The organism is Klenkia sp. AC732 (assembly GCF_979256525.1).
This window is the reverse complement of sequence record NZ_CEEDOS010000021.1, coordinates 17,651-35,036: the sequence shown is the minus strand read 5'-3', so window position 1 is coordinate 35,036 and position 17,386 is coordinate 17,651. Positions and strand designations below refer to the sequence as shown.

22 protein-coding genes are annotated in these 17,386 nt (G+C 73.5%); 17 read left to right on the top strand and 5 right to left on the bottom strand.

Translation table 11 applies throughout. The features are described 5' to 3' along the window. Positions 1-161 precede the first annotated feature (161 nt). From infA to truA, 8 genes are all read left to right on the top strand, one after another. On the top strand, positions 162-383 hold the full coding sequence (gene infA, locus AC0IVP_RS11870; RefSeq protein WP_012950459.1) for a translation initiation factor IF-1: 222 nt from the start codon (positions 162-164) through the stop codon (positions 381-383). Positions 384-450: 67 nt separating this feature from the next. Beyond that, positions 451-564, top strand: coding sequence for a 50S ribosomal protein L36 (gene rpmJ / locus AC0IVP_RS11865; RefSeq protein ID WP_012950458.1), 114 nt, complete (start codon positions 451-453; stop codon positions 562-564). 13 nt (positions 565-577) lie between these two features. Continuing rightward, positions 578-952: a 30S ribosomal protein S13 gene (gene rpsM / locus AC0IVP_RS11860; RefSeq protein ID WP_056289154.1), complete on the top strand. Its 375-nt coding sequence runs from the start codon at positions 578-580 to the stop codon at positions 950-952. A gap of 98 nt (positions 953-1,050) precedes the next feature. Further along, positions 1,051-1,455 (top strand): 30S ribosomal protein S11, encoded by a 405-nt coding sequence (rpsK, locus tag AC0IVP_RS11855; protein WP_056289151.1) that lies wholly within the window; start codon positions 1,051-1,053, stop codon positions 1,453-1,455. A gap of 41 nt (positions 1,456-1,496) precedes the next feature. Then, positions 1,497-2,123, top strand: a complete 627-nt coding sequence (gene rpsD, locus AC0IVP_RS11850) for a 30S ribosomal protein S4 (protein ID WP_056289148.1) — start codon at positions 1,497-1,499, stop codon at positions 2,121-2,123. A 136-nt stretch (positions 2,124-2,259) separates the two neighbouring features. Then, positions 2,260-3,324 (top strand): DNA-directed RNA polymerase subunit alpha, encoded by a 1,065-nt coding sequence (locus AC0IVP_RS11845; RefSeq protein WP_056289144.1) that lies wholly within the window; start codon positions 2,260-2,262, stop codon positions 3,322-3,324. 142 nt (positions 3,325-3,466) lie between these two features. Then, positions 3,467-4,192: a 50S ribosomal protein L17 gene (rplQ, locus tag AC0IVP_RS11840; protein ID WP_056289143.1), complete on the top strand. Its 726-nt coding sequence runs from the start codon at positions 3,467-3,469 to the stop codon at positions 4,190-4,192. Positions 4,193-4,268: 76 nt separating this feature from the next. Next, positions 4,269-5,051 carry a tRNA pseudouridine(38-40) synthase TruA gene (truA, locus tag AC0IVP_RS11835; RefSeq protein WP_471756758.1) on the top strand — a complete coding sequence of 261 codons (783 nt, stop codon included), beginning with the start codon at positions 4,269-4,271 and terminating at the stop codon, positions 5,049-5,051. A gap of 14 nt (positions 5,052-5,065) precedes the next feature. On the opposite strand, the gene AC0IVP_RS11830 is transcribed toward truA, so the two are convergent. Both AC0IVP_RS11830 and mobA read right to left on the bottom strand, forming a co-directional pair. Further along, positions 5,066-5,731, bottom strand: coding sequence for an SDR family oxidoreductase (locus AC0IVP_RS11830; protein ID WP_471756755.1), 666 nt, complete (start codon positions 5,729-5,731; stop codon positions 5,066-5,068). Between the two features lie 74 nt (positions 5,732-5,805). Further along, positions 5,806-6,420: a molybdenum cofactor guanylyltransferase gene (gene mobA, locus AC0IVP_RS11825; protein ID WP_471756753.1), complete on the bottom strand. Its 615-nt coding sequence runs from the start codon at positions 6,418-6,420 to the stop codon at positions 5,806-5,808. A 42-nt stretch (positions 6,421-6,462) separates the two neighbouring features. On the opposite strand from mobA, the gene fdhD reads away from it, so the two are divergent. Continuing rightward, complete coding sequence (fdhD, locus tag AC0IVP_RS11820) at positions 6,463-7,296, top strand: formate dehydrogenase accessory sulfurtransferase FdhD (RefSeq protein WP_056289131.1); 834 nt, start codon at positions 6,463-6,465, stop codon at positions 7,294-7,296. Here fdhD and AC0IVP_RS11815 read toward each other — a convergent pair. From AC0IVP_RS11815 to moeA, 3 genes are read right to left on the bottom strand one after another with little or no spacing between them, the layout of a single operon-like run. Beyond that, positions 7,290-7,778, bottom strand: coding sequence for a MogA/MoaB family molybdenum cofactor biosynthesis protein (locus AC0IVP_RS11815; RefSeq protein WP_056289128.1), 489 nt, complete (start codon positions 7,776-7,778; stop codon positions 7,290-7,292). The two genes, fdhD and AC0IVP_RS11815, sit on opposite strands and share 7 nt — an antisense overlap. After that, complete coding sequence (gene moaC / locus AC0IVP_RS11810) at positions 7,775-8,245, bottom strand: cyclic pyranopterin monophosphate synthase MoaC (protein ID WP_056289125.1); 471 nt, start codon at positions 8,243-8,245, stop codon at positions 7,775-7,777. The genes AC0IVP_RS11815 and moaC overlap by 4 nt, the downstream gene beginning before the upstream one ends. Further along, positions 8,242-9,447: a molybdopterin molybdotransferase MoeA gene (gene moeA / locus AC0IVP_RS11805; protein WP_471756751.1), complete on the bottom strand. Its 1,206-nt coding sequence runs from the start codon at positions 9,445-9,447 to the stop codon at positions 8,242-8,244. Before moeA ends, moaC begins: the two co-directional genes overlap by 4 nt. 81 nt (positions 9,448-9,528) lie before the next feature. On the opposite strand from moeA, the gene AC0IVP_RS11800 reads away from it, so the two are divergent. The 8 genes from AC0IVP_RS11800 to AC0IVP_RS11765 all read left to right on the top strand — a co-directional run bounded on the left by AC0IVP_RS11800 (position 9,529) and on the right by AC0IVP_RS11765 (position 17,358). Further along, a complete protein-coding gene (locus tag AC0IVP_RS11800; protein WP_056289117.1) occupies positions 9,529-10,014 on the top strand; it encodes a beta-class carbonic anhydrase in 486 nt (161 codons plus the stop codon). A 2-nt stretch (positions 10,015-10,016) separates the two neighbouring features. Further along, entirely contained in the window at positions 10,017-11,246 is a 1,230-nt protein-coding gene (locus AC0IVP_RS11795) for a DUF7373 family lipoprotein (protein WP_471756749.1), read from the top strand. 130 nt (positions 11,247-11,376) lie between these two features. Then, positions 11,377-11,820 (top strand): 50S ribosomal protein L13, encoded by a 444-nt coding sequence (gene rplM, locus AC0IVP_RS11790; protein WP_056289109.1) that lies wholly within the window; start codon positions 11,377-11,379, stop codon positions 11,818-11,820. Continuing rightward, on the top strand, positions 11,817-12,248 hold the full coding sequence (gene rpsI / locus AC0IVP_RS11785) for a 30S ribosomal protein S9 (protein WP_471756747.1): 432 nt from the start codon (positions 11,817-11,819) through the stop codon (positions 12,246-12,248). Before rplM ends, rpsI begins: the two co-directional genes overlap by 4 nt. An 11-nt stretch (positions 12,249-12,259) precedes the next feature. Next, positions 12,260-13,612, top strand: coding sequence for a phosphoglucosamine mutase (gene glmM, locus AC0IVP_RS11780; RefSeq protein ID WP_056289105.1), 1,353 nt, complete (start codon positions 12,260-12,262; stop codon positions 13,610-13,612). 85 nt (positions 13,613-13,697) lie between these two features. Beyond that, positions 13,698-15,560, top strand: coding sequence for a glutamine--fructose-6-phosphate transaminase (isomerizing) (gene glmS / locus AC0IVP_RS11775; protein WP_471756745.1), 1,863 nt, complete (start codon positions 13,698-13,700; stop codon positions 15,558-15,560). Further along, complete coding sequence (locus tag AC0IVP_RS11770) at positions 15,557-15,931, top strand: holo-ACP synthase (protein WP_056289098.1); 375 nt, start codon at positions 15,557-15,559, stop codon at positions 15,929-15,931. The genes glmS and AC0IVP_RS11770 overlap by 4 nt, the downstream gene beginning before the upstream one ends. Continuing rightward, entirely contained in the window at positions 15,928-17,358 is a 1,431-nt protein-coding gene (locus tag AC0IVP_RS11765) for an NAD(P)H-hydrate dehydratase (RefSeq protein WP_056289095.1), read from the top strand. Before AC0IVP_RS11770 ends, AC0IVP_RS11765 begins: the two co-directional genes overlap by 4 nt. The last annotated feature ends 28 nt before the right edge of the window (positions 17,359-17,386 follow it).

Below are 17,386 nucleotides of genomic sequence, written 5' to 3'. Positions count from 1 at the left end.
CGCGCCGTCCGTCGTCGTGCTGTGGCCGCACACCGGCGGGCGCCCTCTGCGAGACCGCCCGCACCAGACACCCAGCACCACACACCCGTGCCTCCGGCATGGGTGCACGCGAGTCAGTGCACCAGCACTGGAGCACACCAGATCGGGAGGCCGTGTAGGGAATGGCGAAGAAAGACGGGGCCATCGAGGTCGAGGGTCGAGTCGTCGAGCCGCTCCCCAACGCGATGTTCCGAGTGGAACTGCAGAACGGGCACCGCGTGCTCGCGCACATCAGCGGCAAGATGCGGCAGCACTACATCCGCATCCTGCCCGAGGACCGCGTCGTCGTGGAGCTCTCGCCCTACGACCTCACGCGCGGTCGCATCGTCTACCGCTACAAGTGACCTCCGCGGTGCGCCCCGACACGGTGGTGCCGCGACCCACGAACTACCAGGAAATGAGGGCGGCCCGGTGAAGGTCCAGCCGTCGGTCAAGAAGATCTGCGACAAGTGCAAGGTGATCCGCCGGCACGGCCGGGTCATGGTCATCTGCGACAACGCCCGGCACAAGCAGCGCCAGGGCTGAGGGAGTACAGGACATGGCACGACTGGCTGGCGTCGATCTCCCCCGCGAGAAGCGCATGGAGATCGCGCTCACCTACATCTACGGCATCGGCCGGACCTCGGCGAAGGCCACCTTGGAGGCGACGGGCGTGAGCCCGGACCTGCGTGCCAAGGACCTCTCGGACGAGGACCTGCTGAAGCTCCGCGACTACATCGACGAGCACTTCCGCGTCGAGGGTGACCTGCGCCGCGAGGTCGCTGCCGACATCCGCCGCAAGGTGGAGATCGGTTGCTACCAGGGTCTGCGTCACCGCCGCGGTCTGCCCGTGCGCGGACAGCGCACCAAGACCAACGCGCGTTCGTCCAAGGGCCCGCGCAAGACCATCGCCGGCAAGAAGAAGGCCCGCTGAGGGCCTAGGCGCCTCGGCCCGGTCGTCGTGCCCCCGCAGAGGGGGCGACCGGGCGCTCCACCCCTGCTCCACCCAGGCCACGAACAGAGAAGAGAGTCATGCCTCCCAGGGCACGCGCGGCAGGCGCCAAGAAGGTGCGCCGCAAGGAGAAGAAGAACGTCGCTCACGGTGCGGCGCACATCAAGAGCACCTTCAACAACACGATCGTGTCGATCACGGACCCCACGGGGAACGTCATCAGCTGGGCCTCGGCCGGCCACGTCGGGTTCAAGGGCTCCCGCAAGTCCACGCCGTTCGCGGCGCAGATGGCTGCCGAGAGCGCCGCGCGCAAGGCGCAGGAGCACGGCATGCGGAAGGTCGACGTCTTCGTGAAGGGTCCCGGCTCCGGCCGCGAGACCGCCATCCGCTCCCTGCAGGCCACGGGCCTGGAGGTCGGGCAGATCTCCGACGTCACCCCCCAGCCGCACAACGGCTGCCGCCCCAAGAAGCGTCGCCGGGTCTGACCCGACGCTCCTGACTCTTAGAAAAACAGGGAGACACCACCGTGGCCCGTTACACCGGAGCCGACTGCCGCCTGTGCCGGCGCGAGAAGATGAAGCTGTTCCTCAAGGGCAGCAAGTGCGAGTCTGCCAAGTGCCCGATCGAGATCCGTCCCTACCCCCCGGGTGAGCACGGTCGCGGTCGCACCAAGGACAGCGAGTACCTCCTGCAGCTGCGTGAGAAGCAGAAGGCCCGTCGCATCTACGGCGTGCTGGAGAAGCAGTTCCGCGGCTACTACGAAGAGGCCAACAAGAAGTCGGGCAAGACCGGTGAGGTCCTGCTGCAGATCCTCGAGTCCCGCCTGGACAACGTGGTCTACCGCGCCGGCTTCGCGAAGTCCCGTGACATGTCGCGCCAGCTGGTGCGTCACGGCCACATCAAGGTCAACGGCCGCAAGGTCGACATCCCGTCCTACCGGGTGACCGCGAACGACATCGTCGAGGTGGCTGCGAAGTCCGTCGAGATGGTCCCGTTCCAGGTGGCGCAGGCCGAGGCCGGCTCGCGTCCGGTCCCGGCGTGGCTGGAGGTGATCAGCAGCCAGCTCAAGGTGCTGGTCCACTCGATCCCGGCCCGTCAGGTGATCGACACCCCCGTCCAGGAGCAGCTGATCGTCGAGCTGTACTCCAAGTGACGCACCTGCACCACTGAACGACCCGCAGCACCACGCGGCAGCACGACGGCGGGACGGACGGACAGATGTCCGTCCCGCCGGCACCATCCCCCTCGGCGTCATATAGCGGTCGCCGGCGGACCTGGAGGAGAACCACATGCTCATCGCACAGCGCCCCACCCTGACCGAAGAGACGATCGACGCCCAGCGCTCGCGGTTCGTCATCGAGCCGCTGGAGCCCGGCTTCGGCTACACCCTCGGCAACTCGCTCCGCCGCACCCTGCTGTCCTCGATCCCCGGCGCCGCTGTCACCAGCATCCGCATCGAGGGCACCCTGCACGAGTTCACCACCGTGCCCGGGGTCAAGGAGGACGTCACCGAGCTGATCCTGAACCTCAAGGGCCTGGTCGTCAGCTCCGACTCCGACGAGCCGGTGACGATGTACCTGCGCAAGCAGGGCCCCGGTGAGGTCACCGCCGCCGACATCGCGCCCCCGGCCGGTGTCGAGGTGCACAACCCCGAGCTGCACATCGCGACCCTGAACGCCAAGGGCCGTCTGGAGATCGAGCTCGTCGTCGAACGTGGCCGTGGCTACGTGCCGGCCACCCAGAACAAGCAGCCCGGCCAGGAGATCGGTCGGATCCCCGTGGACTCGATCTACTCCCCGGTGCTGAAGGTGACCTACGCCGTCGAGGCCACCCGCGTCGAGCAGCGCACCGACTTCGACCGTCTGGTCGTCGACGTCGAGACCAAGCCCTCCATCGAGCCCCGTGACGCGATCGCTTCCGCCGGCTCGACCCTGGTGGAGCTCTTCGGCCTGCTGCGCGAGCTCAACGTCGACGCCGAGGGCATCGAGGTCGGCCCCAGCCCGGCCGAGGCCGCCGACATCGCCAACTTCTCGATGCCGATCGAGGACATGGACCTCACCGTCCGGTCCTACAACTGTCTCAAGCGCGAGGGCGTGCACACCGTCGGTGAGCTCGTCACCCGCTCCGAGGCCGACCTGCTGGACATCCGCAACTTCGGCGCGAAGTCCATCGACGAGGTCAAGCTGAAGCTGGCCGCCATGGGCCTCGCGCTCAAGGACAGCCCGCCCGGATTCGTCCCCACCTCGGTGGAGAGCTACGACGAGACCTACGACGAGAGCTTCCCGGGCGAGACGCAGTACGCGGACGGCCAGGAGTACACCGAGGGCGACTTCCGGGAGACCGAGCAGCTCTGATCGACGGACTCCGCCGGCGACTGCCCCTCGGGGCCGTCGTCGGCGGGCTCCCGCCGGCACCCCGGACCACCGGGACCGGAGCACCACCCATCAGAAGACGCGCGGCCGGCACAGTTCTCCGGCGGCCTGAGAAGGGATCGACATGCCCACCCCCACCAAGGGCCCCCGCCTCGGCGGATCTCCGTCGCACGAGCGGCTGATGCTGGCCAACCTGGCCACCGCGCTGTTCGAGCACGGCCGGATCACCACCACCGAGACCAAGGCCAAGCGGCTGCGTCCGCTGGCCGAGAAGCTCGTCACGCTGGCCAAGAAGGGCGACCTGCACGCCCGTCGCCAGGTCATGACGACCGTCCGCGACAAGAACGTCGTGCACCACCTCTTCGCCGAGATCGGTCCTCGCTTCGAGAACCGCCCCGGTGGCTACACCCGCATCACGAAGGTCGGCCCCCGCAAGGGCGACAACGCGCCGATGGCCGTCATCGAGCTCGTCGAGGCCCTCACGGTCGGCCAGCAGGCCGTCGGCGAGGCCGAGCGCGCTCGCGGCACCCGCTTCGCGGCCGGGGCCGGGGCTGCCTCCGCCGCCGGCGAGGTCACTGCCTCCAGCGAGGAGATCGCCGACGAGGCCAGCGACCAGGCCGACGCCGAGGCCACCACGACCGAGGTCTTCACCCCCGACGGTGAGGTCCAGGACGAGAACACCACCGACGCGCAGCCCACGGCCGAGAACGGTGTCGTCGTCGCCGACGACGCCCTCTCGCCCGAGGTCGCCGAGGCCGCTGCTGCCGAGGTGAACGCCGCCGAGGTGGGCGACGCCGCCACCACCGGCGACGCCGCCCCCGGCGGGGAGTCCCAGCCCGACCCGAAGTGACGCAGCGCTGAACCACAGCACGGCCGACGAGCCCGCCACCGACACCGGTGGCGGGCTCGTCCGCGTCCGGCTGGGGGTGTCCTACGACGGCACGGCGCTGCACGGCTGGGCGCGGCAGCCCGACCAGCGCACCGTGCAGGGAGAGCTCGAGCTGGCCCTGGCGATGGTGTTGCGGCACGACGTGGGGCTGACCGTCGCCGGGCGCACCGATGCCGGTGTCCACGCGACCGGTCAGGTGGCCCACACCGACCTGCCGGCCCACCTGTGGTCCCAGCACCAGCCCAAGCTGCTGCGCAGACTGCGCGGCGTGCTGAGCGGGGACATCGCGGTGACCTCGGCCCAGGTGGTGCCCGGGGACTTCGACGCCCGGTTCGCCGCCCTGGGGCGGCACTACGTCTACCGGCTGACCGATGCGGTCACCGGCCCTCCTCCGCTGCGGCGCGCGGACACGGTGGGCTGGCCGCGCACTCTCGACGTCCCGGCCATGCGGGTGGCGGCGGCGCTGCTCCTGGGCCAGCACGACTTCGCGGCGTTCTGCCGGCGCCGTGAGGGCGCGACCACGATCCGGGTCCTCACCGACCTGGACGTCGTGCGCGACGGCGACCTGGTGACGGTCTCGGCGTCGGCCGACGCGTTCTGCCACTCGATGGTGCGCAGCCTGGTCGGCGGGCTGCTGGCCGTGGGGGAGGGACGGCGCCCACCGGACTGGCCGGCGTCGCTGCTGAGCCGCACCAGCCGGGCCGACGACGTGCCGGTGGCACCTGCCGGCGGGCTCACGCTGATCCGGGTGGACTACCCGCCGGAGGACCAGCTCGCCGCGCGGACCCGGGTGACCCGGGCCCGCCGCGACGACGACTGACCGCTGCGCCACGCTCAGACGACGGCGGCGACGGCCTCCACCACCGGGACGTCGCCGCCACGCAGCTCCACGACGGCACCGGTCTTGGGGTCGTCGAGCAGGGCGACGAGGACGGCTGCGACGTCGTCCCGGGTGACCTCGCCGTGCTCGACGTGCCGGGCGAGCTCGACCCGGCCGGTGCCGGGGTCGTCCGTGAGCGTGACCGGTCGGACGACGGTGACGTCCAGTGCGGGGCGGGGGAGCACGGCCTGCTCGGCCGCGAGCTTGGCGCGCAGGTAGGCCACGAAGACCTCGCCCATGCCCTCGGGGGTGGCACCGTCGGCGACGGCGTCCACACCGACGGAGGACACCAGCAGGTAGGGGCGCACACCGGCGGCCTCGGCAGCGTCGGCGAGCAGCACGGCGGCGCCGCGGTCGACGGAGTCCTTGCGGGCGATGCCGCTGTCGGGTCCGCCGCCGGCGGCGAACACCACCCCGTCGGCGCCGCGGAGGACGCCGGCGACGTCGTCGACGGAGGCCTGCTCGAGGTCGAGGACGACGGGCTCGGCGCCGTCGGAGGTGAGGTCCTGGGTGTGGTCGGGGTTGCGGACGATGCCCACGACGGTGTCCCCGCGTCCGGTGAGCAGCCGGGTGAGGCGTCGGGCGATCTGTCCGTGGGCTCCTGCGATGACGATGCGCATGGGGGACACGTACCCCGGGGGCGGTCGGGCAGTCAGCGCCCGGCGTCACACCGCTCGTCGGCGGGTGCCGGGGCTCAGGCGGGCGGTGCTGCGGCCCGGGCGCGGCCCAGCTCGGCCGGGGTGTCGCAGTCGGTCCAGGGCGGCGGGGTGCCCGGCACCAGGTCGGGCCGGTACCGGCGGACGGCGAGCGGGGACAGCACGGCCCGTACCGAGGTGGGGCCGCGGACGTCGGCGACGGCTGCGCGCAGGGCGGCGGTGCGCCAGACCCCCAGCAGGAACTGGTCCCGGCCGGTGGCGTCGACGACCAGGACGCCGTCTCCGGTGAGCCGCTCGCGCAGGGCGCTGACCACCTCGGCGGTGAGGAACGGCAGGTCCGCCGCGAGGACGGCGACCACCTCGGTGGTGACGGCGGCCAGACCCGCGCGCATCGCGGGTACCGGCCCGCCGCCGGGGGGCTGCTCCCGCACCACGGTCACCCCCGTCGGCACGGGCTGGGGCGGGCCCACGACGACCCGCTCGTCGGCGTCGGCCACGGCGGCGAGGACCGCCTCGAGCATCGACCGCCCACCGACCTGCAGCTGGGGCTTGGGCTGCCCGCCCAGCCGGGCCGCGCGGCCACCGGCCAGCACGAGGGCGGCGTAGGCGGGCAGCCGCCCCGCCCGGTCGTCGTCCGGTGCCTGCTCGTCCACGGGGCAGACGCTAGGTGGCCGACGGTGGGTACGGTCGTCCGCGTGGGACGAGTCACCAGCCGGACACCGGTGCTGCGCATCCGGGGCGACCAGCACGTCACCCGCCCGGACACCGTGGCGAGCGAGGAGCCGCTGGAGATCCGGCTGGACGGGACGCCGCTCGCGGTCACCATGCGGACCCCCGGCGACGACTTCGACCTGGTACACGGGTTCCTGGCCACCGAGGGCGTCATCCGGTCCCTGGACGACGTCTCCTCGCTGCGCTACTGCGACTCGGTCGACGACAGCGGCCGCAACACCTACAACGTGGTCGACGTCGACCTGGCGCCCGGTGTCGAGGCCCCGGACACGGCGCTGGACCGGAACTTCTACACGACCAGTTCGTGCGGGGTCTGCGGCAAGGCCAGCATCGACGCGATCCGCACCAAGACGGTCTTCGACGTCCCCGGGGACGAGACCCGGTTGACGCTGGCGACGCTGCTGGCGCTGCCGGACCGGCTGCGTGCGGCCCAGGCCGTGTTCGACCGGACCGGTGGGCTGCACGCCGCGGGCCTGTTCACCGCCGAGGGCGAGCTGGTGGCCCTGCGGGAGGACGTCGGCCGGCACAACGCGGTGGACAAGGTGGTCGGGGACGCGGTGCGTGCCGGGCGGCTGCCGCTGGCCGGGCACGTGCTCATGGTCAGCGGGCGCTCCAGCTTCGAGTTGACCCAGAAGGCCGCGATGGCCGGCGTCCCGGTGCTGGCGGCGGTGTCGGCGCCGAGCTCGCTGGCCGTGGAGCTGGCGGAGTCCACCGGCATCACGCTGATCGGCTTCCTCCGCGGCGACGGGTGCAACGTCTACAGCCACACCCGCCGGTTGGTGCTCCCGGCTCAGTGATCGCCGCCGCGGAGCTGGCTCACCACGTGGGGCAGCAGCGGCCCGAGCACCGCGAGCCCGTCGCGGACCCCGCCGGTGGACCCGGGGAGGTTGACCACCAGGGTGCGCCCCGCGGTGCCGGCGAGCCCACGGGACAGGACGGCGGTGGGCACGGCGGGCTGCCCGTACCGGCGGACGGCGTCGGCGATGCCCGGTGCCTCCCGCTCGATCACCAGCCGGGTCGCCTCGGGGGTGACGTCGGTGGGGGTGAGCCCGGTCCCGCCGGTGGTGAGGACGACGTCGGCGCCGGAGGCCACGGCCTCGCGCAGCACCGCGGCGAGGGCCTCGACGTCGTCGGGGCGGACGTGCGGGCCCTCGACGGCGAAGCCGAGCTCGCGGAGCCCGGCGGCCAGCGCCTGGCCGGAGCGGTCCTCGTAGACCCCGGCCGAGGCCCGGTTGGAGGCGGTGACGACGACGGCGCGGGCGCCGGTGGGGAGGGTCATCGGGTCCAGTCGCCCTTCTTGCCGCCGGACTTCGCGAGCAGCCGGACGTCGGTGATGACCGCGCGCGGGTCGACGGCCTTGACCATGTCGATGACCGTCAACCCGGTGACGGCGACCGAGGTGAGGGCCTCCATCTCGATCCCGGTGCGGTCCGCGGTGCGGGCGGTGACGGTGATCTCCACGGCCTCGTCGGTGACCTCGAGGTCCACGGTGACCCCGTGCAGGGCGACCGGGTGGCACAGCGGGATGAGGTCGGGGGTCCGCTTGGCCCCGGCGATGCCGGCGATCCGGGCGACGGCGATCGCGTCGCCCTTGGGCACGCCCTCCCCGCGCAGCAGCGCGACGACCTCGGGGCTGACCAGCACCCGGCCGGCCGCCGTCGCCACCCGGGCGGTGACCTCCTTGCCGGTGACGTCGACCATCCGGGCGGCGCCGGCGGCGTCGAGGTGGGTGAATCCGGTGCTCACTGCAGGGCTCCTTCGATCAGGACGACCTCGACCTCGCTGCCGGCCGGCAGCTCGGTGACGTCCTCGGGGACGACGACGAGGCAGTTCGCGCGCGCAAGGTGCGCGACCAGGTGCGAGCCGGGCCCGCCGACCTGGGACACCTCGCCGGCGTCGAACCAGCCCCGCAGGTACTGGCGGCGGGCGGCGGGGGAGACCAGGGGGCCGACGAGCCGGGCGGTGGTGCGCAGCCGCTGGGGGTGGGTGATGCCCATCGCGGCGCGGAGGGCGGGCCGCACGAAGACCTCGAAGGACACGAAGGAGCTCACCGGGTTGCCGGGCAGGGTGACCACCGGGACGCCGTCCACGGTGCCGCAGCCCTGCGGGCCGCCGGGCTGCATGGCGACCTTGACGAACTCGACGGTGCCCAGCGCCCCGAAGGCGTCCTTCACCACCTCGTAGGCGCCCATGCTGACCCCGCCGCTGGTGACCAGCAGGTCGGCGGTGGCCAGCTCCGCCCGCACGGTGGCCAGGAACTGGTCGACGTCGTCGGGGACGAAGTGCAGTGTGCGGGCCTCGCCGCCGGCGGCCTCGACGGCGGTGGCCAGCAGCAGCGAGTTGGACTCGTAGATCTGCCCCGGCGCCAGCGGCTCGCCCGGGGCGACCAGCTCGGTCCCGGTCGAGAGGACCAGCACGCGGGGACGCCGGCGGACCACGACGGTCGAGCGGCCCACCGAGGCGGCCAGGCCCAGCTGGGAGGACCCGAGCACGACGCCGGCCGACAGCGCGACCTCGCCCCGGGCGATGTCCTCCCCGGCGTGCCGGACGTGGGTGTCGCGGGCCGGGGCGCTGCTGATCCTGACGGTGTCGGTGGCGCCGTCGGTGCGCTCGACCGGGACGACGACGTCGGCGCCCGGGGGCATCGGTGCGCCGGTCATGATGCGGTGCACGGTGCCGGGCGCCAGGTCGGGCACGTCGGTGCGACCGGCGGGCAGGTCGGCGGCGACCGGCAGGTGGACCGGGGCGTCGTCGGAGGCGGTCGCGACGTCCGCCCAGCGGGCGGCGTACCCGTCCATCGCGGAGTTGGTGAAGACGGGCAGCCCGACGGCGGCGGTCACGTCCTCGGCCAGCACCCGGCCGGCGGCGTGGGCCAGCGGCACCTCCTCGGTGCCGGGCTGCCGGAGCAGCGCGGCGACGACCTGCTGGTGTTCCTCGACCGTGCGCACCGGACCATCCTCACCCGCGGGCGGCCCGGGCGGCCCGGTGGCCGTCGTGACGGGGGGCCCGGGGGTCGATAGGTTGCCCCGGTGACCGAGATCGACCGCATCCTCGACGCCAACGCCGCCTGGGTGGCGCAGTTCCCCGGGTCCCGGCCGGTGCGCCCGGCCCGGCACGTCGCCGTGGTGGCGTGCATGGACTCCCGGATGCCGCTGTTCCCGCTGCTGGGCCTGGAGGTCGGGGACGCCCACGTCATCCGCAACGCCGGTGGCGTCGTCACCGAGGACACGCTGCGGTCCCTGACCATCTCCCAGCACCTGCTGGGCACCCGCGAGACGGTGCTGGTGCACCACACCGACTGCGGGATGCAGAAGACCGACGACGCCGGGCTGGCCGACCTGGTGGAGGCCGCGACCGGACACCGGCCGCCGTGGGTGGGCCGCACCTTCACCGACGTCGACGACGACGTCCGGGAGTCCCTGCGGCTGCTGCGGGCCACGCCCTACCTGCTCTCGCACGAGGTCCGCGGCACGGTCTACGACGTGACCACCGGCGCGCTGCGCGAGGTGGTCTGACCGTGCGCACGCGGGGGGTCCTGGCGACCGCCGCCGTCGCGGCCGTGACGCTGCTGGCCGGTTGCTCGTCCACCGTCGAGGGCACGGCCAGCGCCGTCCCGACCAGTGCGCCGCCCTCGGACACCGCCGCCCCCAGCACCACGGCCGCCCCGTCCGGGCAGGTCACCCCGGCCCCCGAGGTCGGGCCGGGCACCGGTGCCGAGGCCCGCCGGCTGGCCTCGGTGACGTCGCTGGCGGCCAGCACCAGCCCGGACCGCACCGACTCCTGCTTCCCCAGCGGGCCCTTCGGGACCGCGCGCAGCGTCGACTCCCTCTACTTCGGGGACGGCCGGGTCGAGCAGGAGCTGGACCGGTGGGGCTTCGTGGCCGGCTGGGGCAACTGCGCCCAGGACGCGGCGAACAACGGGACGCTGACCCTGGTCGCCGAGGTGTCGGACCCGGACTCGGCGGTCGCTGCGGCCACCGCCCTCAACGAGATCGCGCTGGACTTCGAGGCCGGGGACCACCAGCCCGTCGAGCTGCCCGGCCTCGGCGTCACCGCCGCGCAGACCACCGGCGGGTCGGACTCCGCGGGTGGCTCCGTGGACACGATCCAGGCCTGGGTGCCCACCGGTCGCCTGCTGGCCTACGCCTACCTGGACGCCCCGGCCGGCGGCGGGCCGGACCTGATCACCCGCCAGCTCACCGACCAGCTGGCCCTGCTGGCCACCTTCACCCCGACCCCGCAGGCGCAGGTGCCCGACCTGCCCAACGACCACCTGGGCCTGGCCGCCTTCGCGCTGGACCCTCCCGGTGACCTCAACCGGTTCACCGGCACCTACGACCTGGAGGGCTACCTGCGGCTGGCCATCGACCCGGTCGTGGAGCGCGAGCTGCTGACCACCAACGGGCTCAGCGGCTTCTTCGCCAAGCAGTCCACCGACGAGGGGCTGGGGCTGGACTTCGCGGTGGCGCTGTACGCCTTCCCCAGCTCCGCGCAGTCCAACGCCGCCTACGTGGGCTTCGCCCAGCTGGAGGCCACCGCCTTCGGCGGGGCGCCCTTCGTCCTGCCGGCGCTGCCGGAGGCCCCGTGCTTCGCCTTCGACGGTGGCGGCGGCAGCTTCTACCAGCGCTGCTACGTCGGGTACGGGTCCTACCTGGCCAGCGTCGACGTCACCGGGCTGGACGCCATCGACGACACGGCCCAGATGGACGACCTGCTCCCGCGCCAGCGCGACCTCATCGACGGCTGAGCTGCCTGGGCGGGCTGGTACTGTTCTCCGTTGGCGCGCGCTGCCGGCTGGTGCACGCGCGCTGTTGATCGGTCTCCCGTGCTCGGTGAGGCGATCCACCAGCCACCCGACGACGAGGAAGTGGGCCCCCGTGCGCACATACAGCCCCAAGCCCGGTGACATCACCCGGGCCTGGCACGTCATCGACGCCACCGACGTGGTGCTCGGTCGACTGGCCAGCCAGACCGCGCAGCTCCTGCGCGGCAAGCACAAGCCGCAGTACGCCCTGCACGTGGACACCGGCGACTTCGTCGTCGTCATCAACGCGGGCAAGGTGGCGCTGACCGGCTCCAAGCGCGACGCCAAGATCGCCTACCGCCACTCGGGCTACCCGGGTGGTCTGCGGGCGATCAACGTCGGCGACGAGCTGAAGACCCGCCCCGACCGCGTGATCGAGCGCGCCGTCAAGGGGATGCTGCCGCACAACACGCTGGGCCGGCAGATGCTCTCCAAGCTCAAGGTCTACGCCGGGCCCGAGCACCCGCACCAGGCCCAGCTGCCCCAGACCTACGAGATCAAGCAGGTGTCCCAGTGACCACCCCGATGACGGCGCCCCAGACCGTGACCGACGCCGACGGCCGCCCGATCCAGACGGTGGGCCGCCGCAAGGAGGCCATCGTCCGGGTCCGGCTCCTCCCCGGCACCGGCCAGTTCAAGCTCAACGGCCGGACCATCGAGGAGTACTTCCCGAACAAGGTCCACCAGCAGCTCATCCGTGAGCCCTTCACCATCCTGGAGAAGGGCGAGCAGTACGACGTCGTCGCGCTGCTCAACGGCGGCGGCGTCTCCGGGCAGGCCGGCGCGCTGCGCCTGGCGATCGCCCGCGCGCTCATCGAGGTCGAGCCCGAGGACCGTCCGGCCCTCAAGAAGGCCGGCTTCCTGACTCGTGACCCCCGGGTCATCGAGCGCAAGAAGTACGGCCTGAAGAAGGCGCGCAAGGCGCCCCAGTACTCCAAGCGCTGACCGGGTAGTCCGTGGGTCGCCTCTTCGGGACCGACGGCGTCCGGGGTCGGGCCAACGCCGACCTCACGCCGGAGTTGGCCCTCTCGGTGGCACGTGCTGCCGCCAGCGTGCTCGCCGACCGCGACGGGACCTCGCGTCCCGTCGCGGTCGTCGGCCGCGACCCCCGCGCGAGCGGGGAGATGCTGGAGGCCGCGGTCGTCGCGGGCCTCACCAGCGCCGGTGCCGAGGTGCTGCGGGTGGGCGTCGTCCCCACCCCGGCCGTCGCGTTCCTCACCGGTCGGACCGGCGCCGACCTGGGCGTGATGATCTCCGCCAGTCACAACCCGATGCCCGACAACGGCATCAAGCTGTTCTCCCGCGGCGGGCACAAGCTGCCCGACGCGGTCGAGGCGGCCATCGAACGGCGCATCGCCGGCCACCTGACCCCTGCCGACGCCCCCGACCACCGGCCCACCGGGGGCGGGGTCGGCCGGGTCCGGGACCTGCCGAACGCCGCCGAGGACTACACCGACCACGTGCTGTCGGCGCTGCGGCAGCCGCTGTCCGGGCTGCGCGTCGTCGTGGACTGCGCGCACGGGGCAGCCTCGCGCTGCGCCCCGGAGGTCTACCGCCGGGCCGGTGCCACCGTGCACGTGATCGGCGGCGAGCCCGACGGGTGGAACATCAACGAGGGCATCGGCTCCACCCACCTGGGACCGCTGCAGGCCGCCGTCGCCCGGACCGGGGCCGACATCGGCATCGCCCACGACGGCGACGCCGACCGCTGCCTGGCCGTGACCGCCCGGGGCGACCTGGTCGACGGCGACGAGATCCTGGCGATCTGCGCCCTGGCGCTGCACGAGAGCGGCAACCTGGTGGACGACACCGTCGTCGCCACGGTGATGAGCAACCTGGGCTTCCACCACACGATGCGCGACGCCGGCATCACCGTGGCCACCACCGCCGTCGGGGACCGCTACGTGCTCGAGGCGCTGCGCTCCCGCGGGCTCTCGCTGGGTGGCGAGCAGTCGGGCCACCTGGTCTTCCTGGACTGGGCGACCACCGGGGACGGCCTGCTCACCGGACTGGCCCTGCTGTCCCGGATGTCGGCCACCGGCCAGTCGCTGGCCGAGCTGGCGTCGGTGGTGCAGAAGCTGCCGCAGGTCCTGGTCAACGTGCCCGTCAGCGACCGGCTCGCCGTCGTGGAGAGCGACGACGTCGCCCGCGCCGTCAACGACGTCGAGGCCGAGCTCGGGGACAGCGGCCGGGTGCTGCTGCGTCCCTCGGGCACCGAGCAGCTGGTCCGGGTGATGGTCGAGGCCCCCACCCAGGAGCAGGCCGACGCCGTCGCCCAGCGGCTCGCCGAGGTCGTCGCGGCCGTCTGAGGGCGTCACCCGTACGGGCTGCAGGCTCGCCGCGGGGTCCTGCAGCGGGGCCGGCGTCCGGCCGGGCACCGGTACCCTCGCTGGAATGTGCGGCATCGTGGGGTACGTCGGTCCTCAGAACGCGTTGGACGTGGTCCTGGAGGGCCTGCGCCGGCTGGAGTACCGCGGGTACGACTCGGCCGGGGTCGCCGTCCTGGCCGACGGGGCGCTGGCCACGGCGAAGAAGGCCGGCAAGGTCGCGAACCTGGAGAAGGAGCTGGCCGAGAAGGCGCTCCCGCCCTCGACGATCGGCATCGGGCACACCCGCTGGGCCACCCACGGTGGCCCGACCGACCGCAACGCGCACCCGCACACCTCCGCCGACGGCACCGTCGCGGTGATCCACAACGGGATCATCGAGAACTTCGCCGCGCTGCGCACCGAGGTCGAGGCAACCGGCGTCGAGTTCACCTCCGAGACCGACACCGAGGTCGTGGCGCACCTGCTGGCCGCGGTCTACCCGACGCTGCCCGAGGGTGGAGGCCGCCTCGCCGAGGCGATGCGGGTGGTCTCCCGCCGGCTGGAGGGTGCCTTCACCCTGGTCGCCAGCCACGTCGCCGAGCCCGACACGATCGTCGCCTCGCGCCGCAACTCCCCGCTGGTCGTCGGCGTCGGGGACGGCGAGTACTTCCTGGGCTCCGACGTCGCCGCGTTCATCGGGCACACCCGCAACGCCCTGGAGCTCGGGCAGGACCAGGTCGTCGAGCTGCACCGCACCCGTGGGGTGACCGTCACCGACTTCGCCGGCACGGTCGTCGAGCCGCTGGCCTACTCGGTGGACTGGGACGCCGAGGCCGCCGAGAAGGGCGGCTACGACTGGTTCATGCTCAAGGAGATCGCCGAGCAGCCGCAGGCGGTCGCCGACACCCTGCTGGGTCGCCTGGGCGACCGCGGGGAGATCGTGCTGGACGAGGTGCGGATCTCCGACGAGGACCTGCGCGGGATCACGAAGGTCTTCGTGATCGCCTGCGGCACCGCCTACCACGCCGGCATGATCGCCAAGTACGCCATCGAGCACTGGACCCGCATCCCGGTCGAGGTCGAGCTGGCCAGCGAGTTCCGCTACCGGGACCCGGTGCTGGACCGCTCCACGCTGGTCGTGGTCATCTCCCAGTCCGGGGAGACCATGGACACCCTGATGGCGCTGCGGCACGCCAAGGAGCAGCAGGCGCGGGTGCTGGCCATCTGCAACGCCAACGGGTCGACCATCCCGCGCGAGTCCGACGCGGTGCTCTACACCCGGGCCGGACCCGAGGTCGCCGTCGCCTCCACCAAGGGCTTCCTGACCCAGGTGGTGGCCGTGTACCTCGTCGGGCTGTTCCTGGCCCAGGTCCGCGGGCTGAAGTACGAGGACGAGGTCGCCGCGGTCGTCACCGAGCTGCGCAAGCTGCCCGAGCAGGTCACCCAGGTGCTCGCCGGGCTCGACGACGTGCGGGCGCTGGGCCGGTCGCTGGCCACCGAGTCCACGATCCTGTTCCTGGGCCGCCACGTCGGGTACCCGGTGGCCCTGGAGGGTGCGCTCAAGCTCAAGGAGCTGGCCTACATCCACGCCGAGGGCTTCGCCGCCGGCGAGCTCAAGCACGGCTCGATCGCGCTGATCGGCGAGGGCACCCCGGTCATCGTGGTCGCGCCGTCCCCGCACGGGCGGGAGTCGCTGCACGGCAAGGTCGTGTCCAACATCCAGGAGGTCCGGGCCCGCGGGGCGCGCACCATCGTCATCGCCGAGGAGGGCGACGACGACGTGCTGCCCTACGCCGACCACGTCATCCGGGTGCCCCGGACGCCGACCCTGCTGGCCCCCGTCGTCACGACGATCCCGCTGCAGGTGCTGGCCTGCGAGATCGCCGACACCCGCGGCCTGGACGTCGACATGCCCCGCAACCTGGCCAAGTCCGTCACCGTGGAGTGATCGTCGGGGTCGGCATCGACGTGTGCCCGGTGGAGCGGTTCGCCGCCTCGCTGGTGCGCACGCCGGGGCTGCGCGACCGGCTGTTCACCGCCGCCGAGCAGGTGACGCCCTCGGGCGCCCAGCGGACGGGGGAGTCCCTCGCCGCGCGGTTCGCGGCCAAGGAGGCGCTGGCCAAGGCGCTCGGTGCCCCCGGCGACCTGCACTGGCACGACGCCGAGGTGGTGGTCGGTGACCGGGGCCGTCCGCTGCTGGAGGTCCGGGGCACGGTGGCCCGGCGGGCGCAGGAGCTGGGAGTCACGTCCTGGCACGTGTCGCTGAGCCACGACGGGGGCATCGCCTCGGCCGTGGTGATCGCCGAGGCGGACTCGTGACCGGGCTGTACACGGCCGACCAGGTGCGGGCGGCGGAGGCGCCGCTGCTGGCTTCGCTGCCCGTGGGTGCGCTCATGCTGCGGGCGGCGACCGGGTTGGCCACGGTGTGCCTGCGGCTGACCGGCCGGGCGCACGGCCTGCGGGTGGTGCTGCTGGTCGGCGCCGGGGACAACGGCGGCGACGCGCTGTGGGCCGGTGCGCTGCTGGCCCGTCGCGGGGCCGCCGTCACCGCGCTGCTGCTGGCCCCCGACCGGGCGCACGGGACCGGGCTCGCCGCCCTGCGCGGGGCGCGTGGGCGGGTGACCACCAGCCTCGAGGAGGCCGGTCTGGACCGGGCGGACCTGGTGCTGGACGGCATCGTCGGCATCGGTGGGCGCGGGGGACTGCGGGCCGACGCCGCCGCCGCGATCGCCGCCGCGGTGGCCGGGCCGGGCCTGCTGGTCGCCGTCGACCTGCCCAGCGGGGTGGACGCCGACACCGGCGCGGTCGAGGGGGAGGCGTTCCCGGCCCAGCACACGGTGGCCTTCGGGGCGGTGAAGCCCGGCCTCGTGGTCGGCGCCGGGCGGGGGTACGCGGGCACGGTGCACCTCGTGGACATCGGGCTCCGGCTGCCGGCCCCCTCGGCCCGGCAGCTCACCGACGGCGACGTCGCCGACCGGCTCGCCGAGCCCGGCTCGGGGGACGACAAGTACAGCCAGGGCGTGGTCGGCGTCGTCGCGGGCTCGGCGACCTACCCCGGCGCCGGGGTGCTCTGCACCGGAGCGGCGCTGCGGGCCCGACCCGGTCTGGTCCGCTACGCGGGCACCGCCGCCGAGGGGGTGCGGGCGGCCTGGCCGGAGGCGATCGTCACCGCGGGCCGCCCTGCCGGTGCCGGGCGGGTGCAGGCCTGGGTGGTCGGTCCCGGGATGGGCACCGACGACGAGGCCCGCAGCGTGCTGGCCGAGGTGCTGGCCACCGACCTGCCGGTCGTGGTCGACGCCGACGGTCTGACCCTGCTGGCCGCGGACCCCGGCCTGGCCCGGGGCCGCGGCGCGCCCACCGTGCTGACCCCTCACGACCGGGAGTTCACCCGGTTCGGCTGGGAGCTGGGCGGCGACCGGATCGGGGCGGCCCGGGCCGCGGCCGTCGACCTGGGCGTCACCGTGCTGCTCAAGGGCGACGCGACCGTCGTCGCCGGGCCGGACGGGACGACGTTCGTCAACGGCACCGGCACGCCCTGGCTGGCCACCGCCGGCACCGGCGACGTGCTGGCCGGGATCACCGGGGCCCTCCTGGCCACCGGGCTGGACGCCACCGAGGCCACCGCGGTGGCCGCCCACGTGCACGGCCGGGCCGGTCAGCTCGCCGCGGCCGGGGGCCCGCTGATCGCCGGTGACCTGGTCCGCCGGTTGCCCGAGACGCTGCACCGCCTGCGTTCGGGCACGTGAGGGCCCGGGGCCCGGGAGCAGGGCGCGG

Bases quoted from the DNA above. Each gene is read 5' to 3' on its own strand.
- rpsK (WP_056289151.1), top strand. From the start codon at position 1,051: ATGCCTCCCAGGGCACGCGCGGCAGGCGCCAAGAAGGTGCGCCGCAAG.
- rpsM (WP_056289154.1), top strand. From the start codon at position 578: ATGGCACGACTGGCTGGCGTCGATCTCCCCCGCGAGAAGCGCATGGAG.
- AC0IVP_RS11815 (WP_056289128.1), bottom strand. From the start codon at position 7,778: ATGACCCTCCCCACCGGCGCCCGCGCCGTCGTCGTCACCGCCTCCAAC.
- rplQ (WP_056289143.1), top strand. From the start codon at position 3,467: ATGCCCACCCCCACCAAGGGCCCCCGCCTCGGCGGATCTCCGTCGCAC.
- AC0IVP_RS11845 (WP_056289144.1), top strand. From the start codon at position 2,260: ATGCTCATCGCACAGCGCCCCACCCTGACCGAAGAGACGATCGACGCC.
- glmS (WP_471756745.1), top strand. From the start codon at position 13,698: ATGTGCGGCATCGTGGGGTACGTCGGTCCTCAGAACGCGTTGGACGTG.
- infA (WP_012950459.1), top strand. From the start codon at position 162: ATGGCGAAGAAAGACGGGGCCATCGAGGTCGAGGGTCGAGTCGTCGAG.
- AC0IVP_RS11830 (WP_471756755.1), bottom strand. From the start codon at position 5,731: ATGCGCATCGTCATCGCAGGAGCCCACGGACAGATCGCCCGACGCCTC.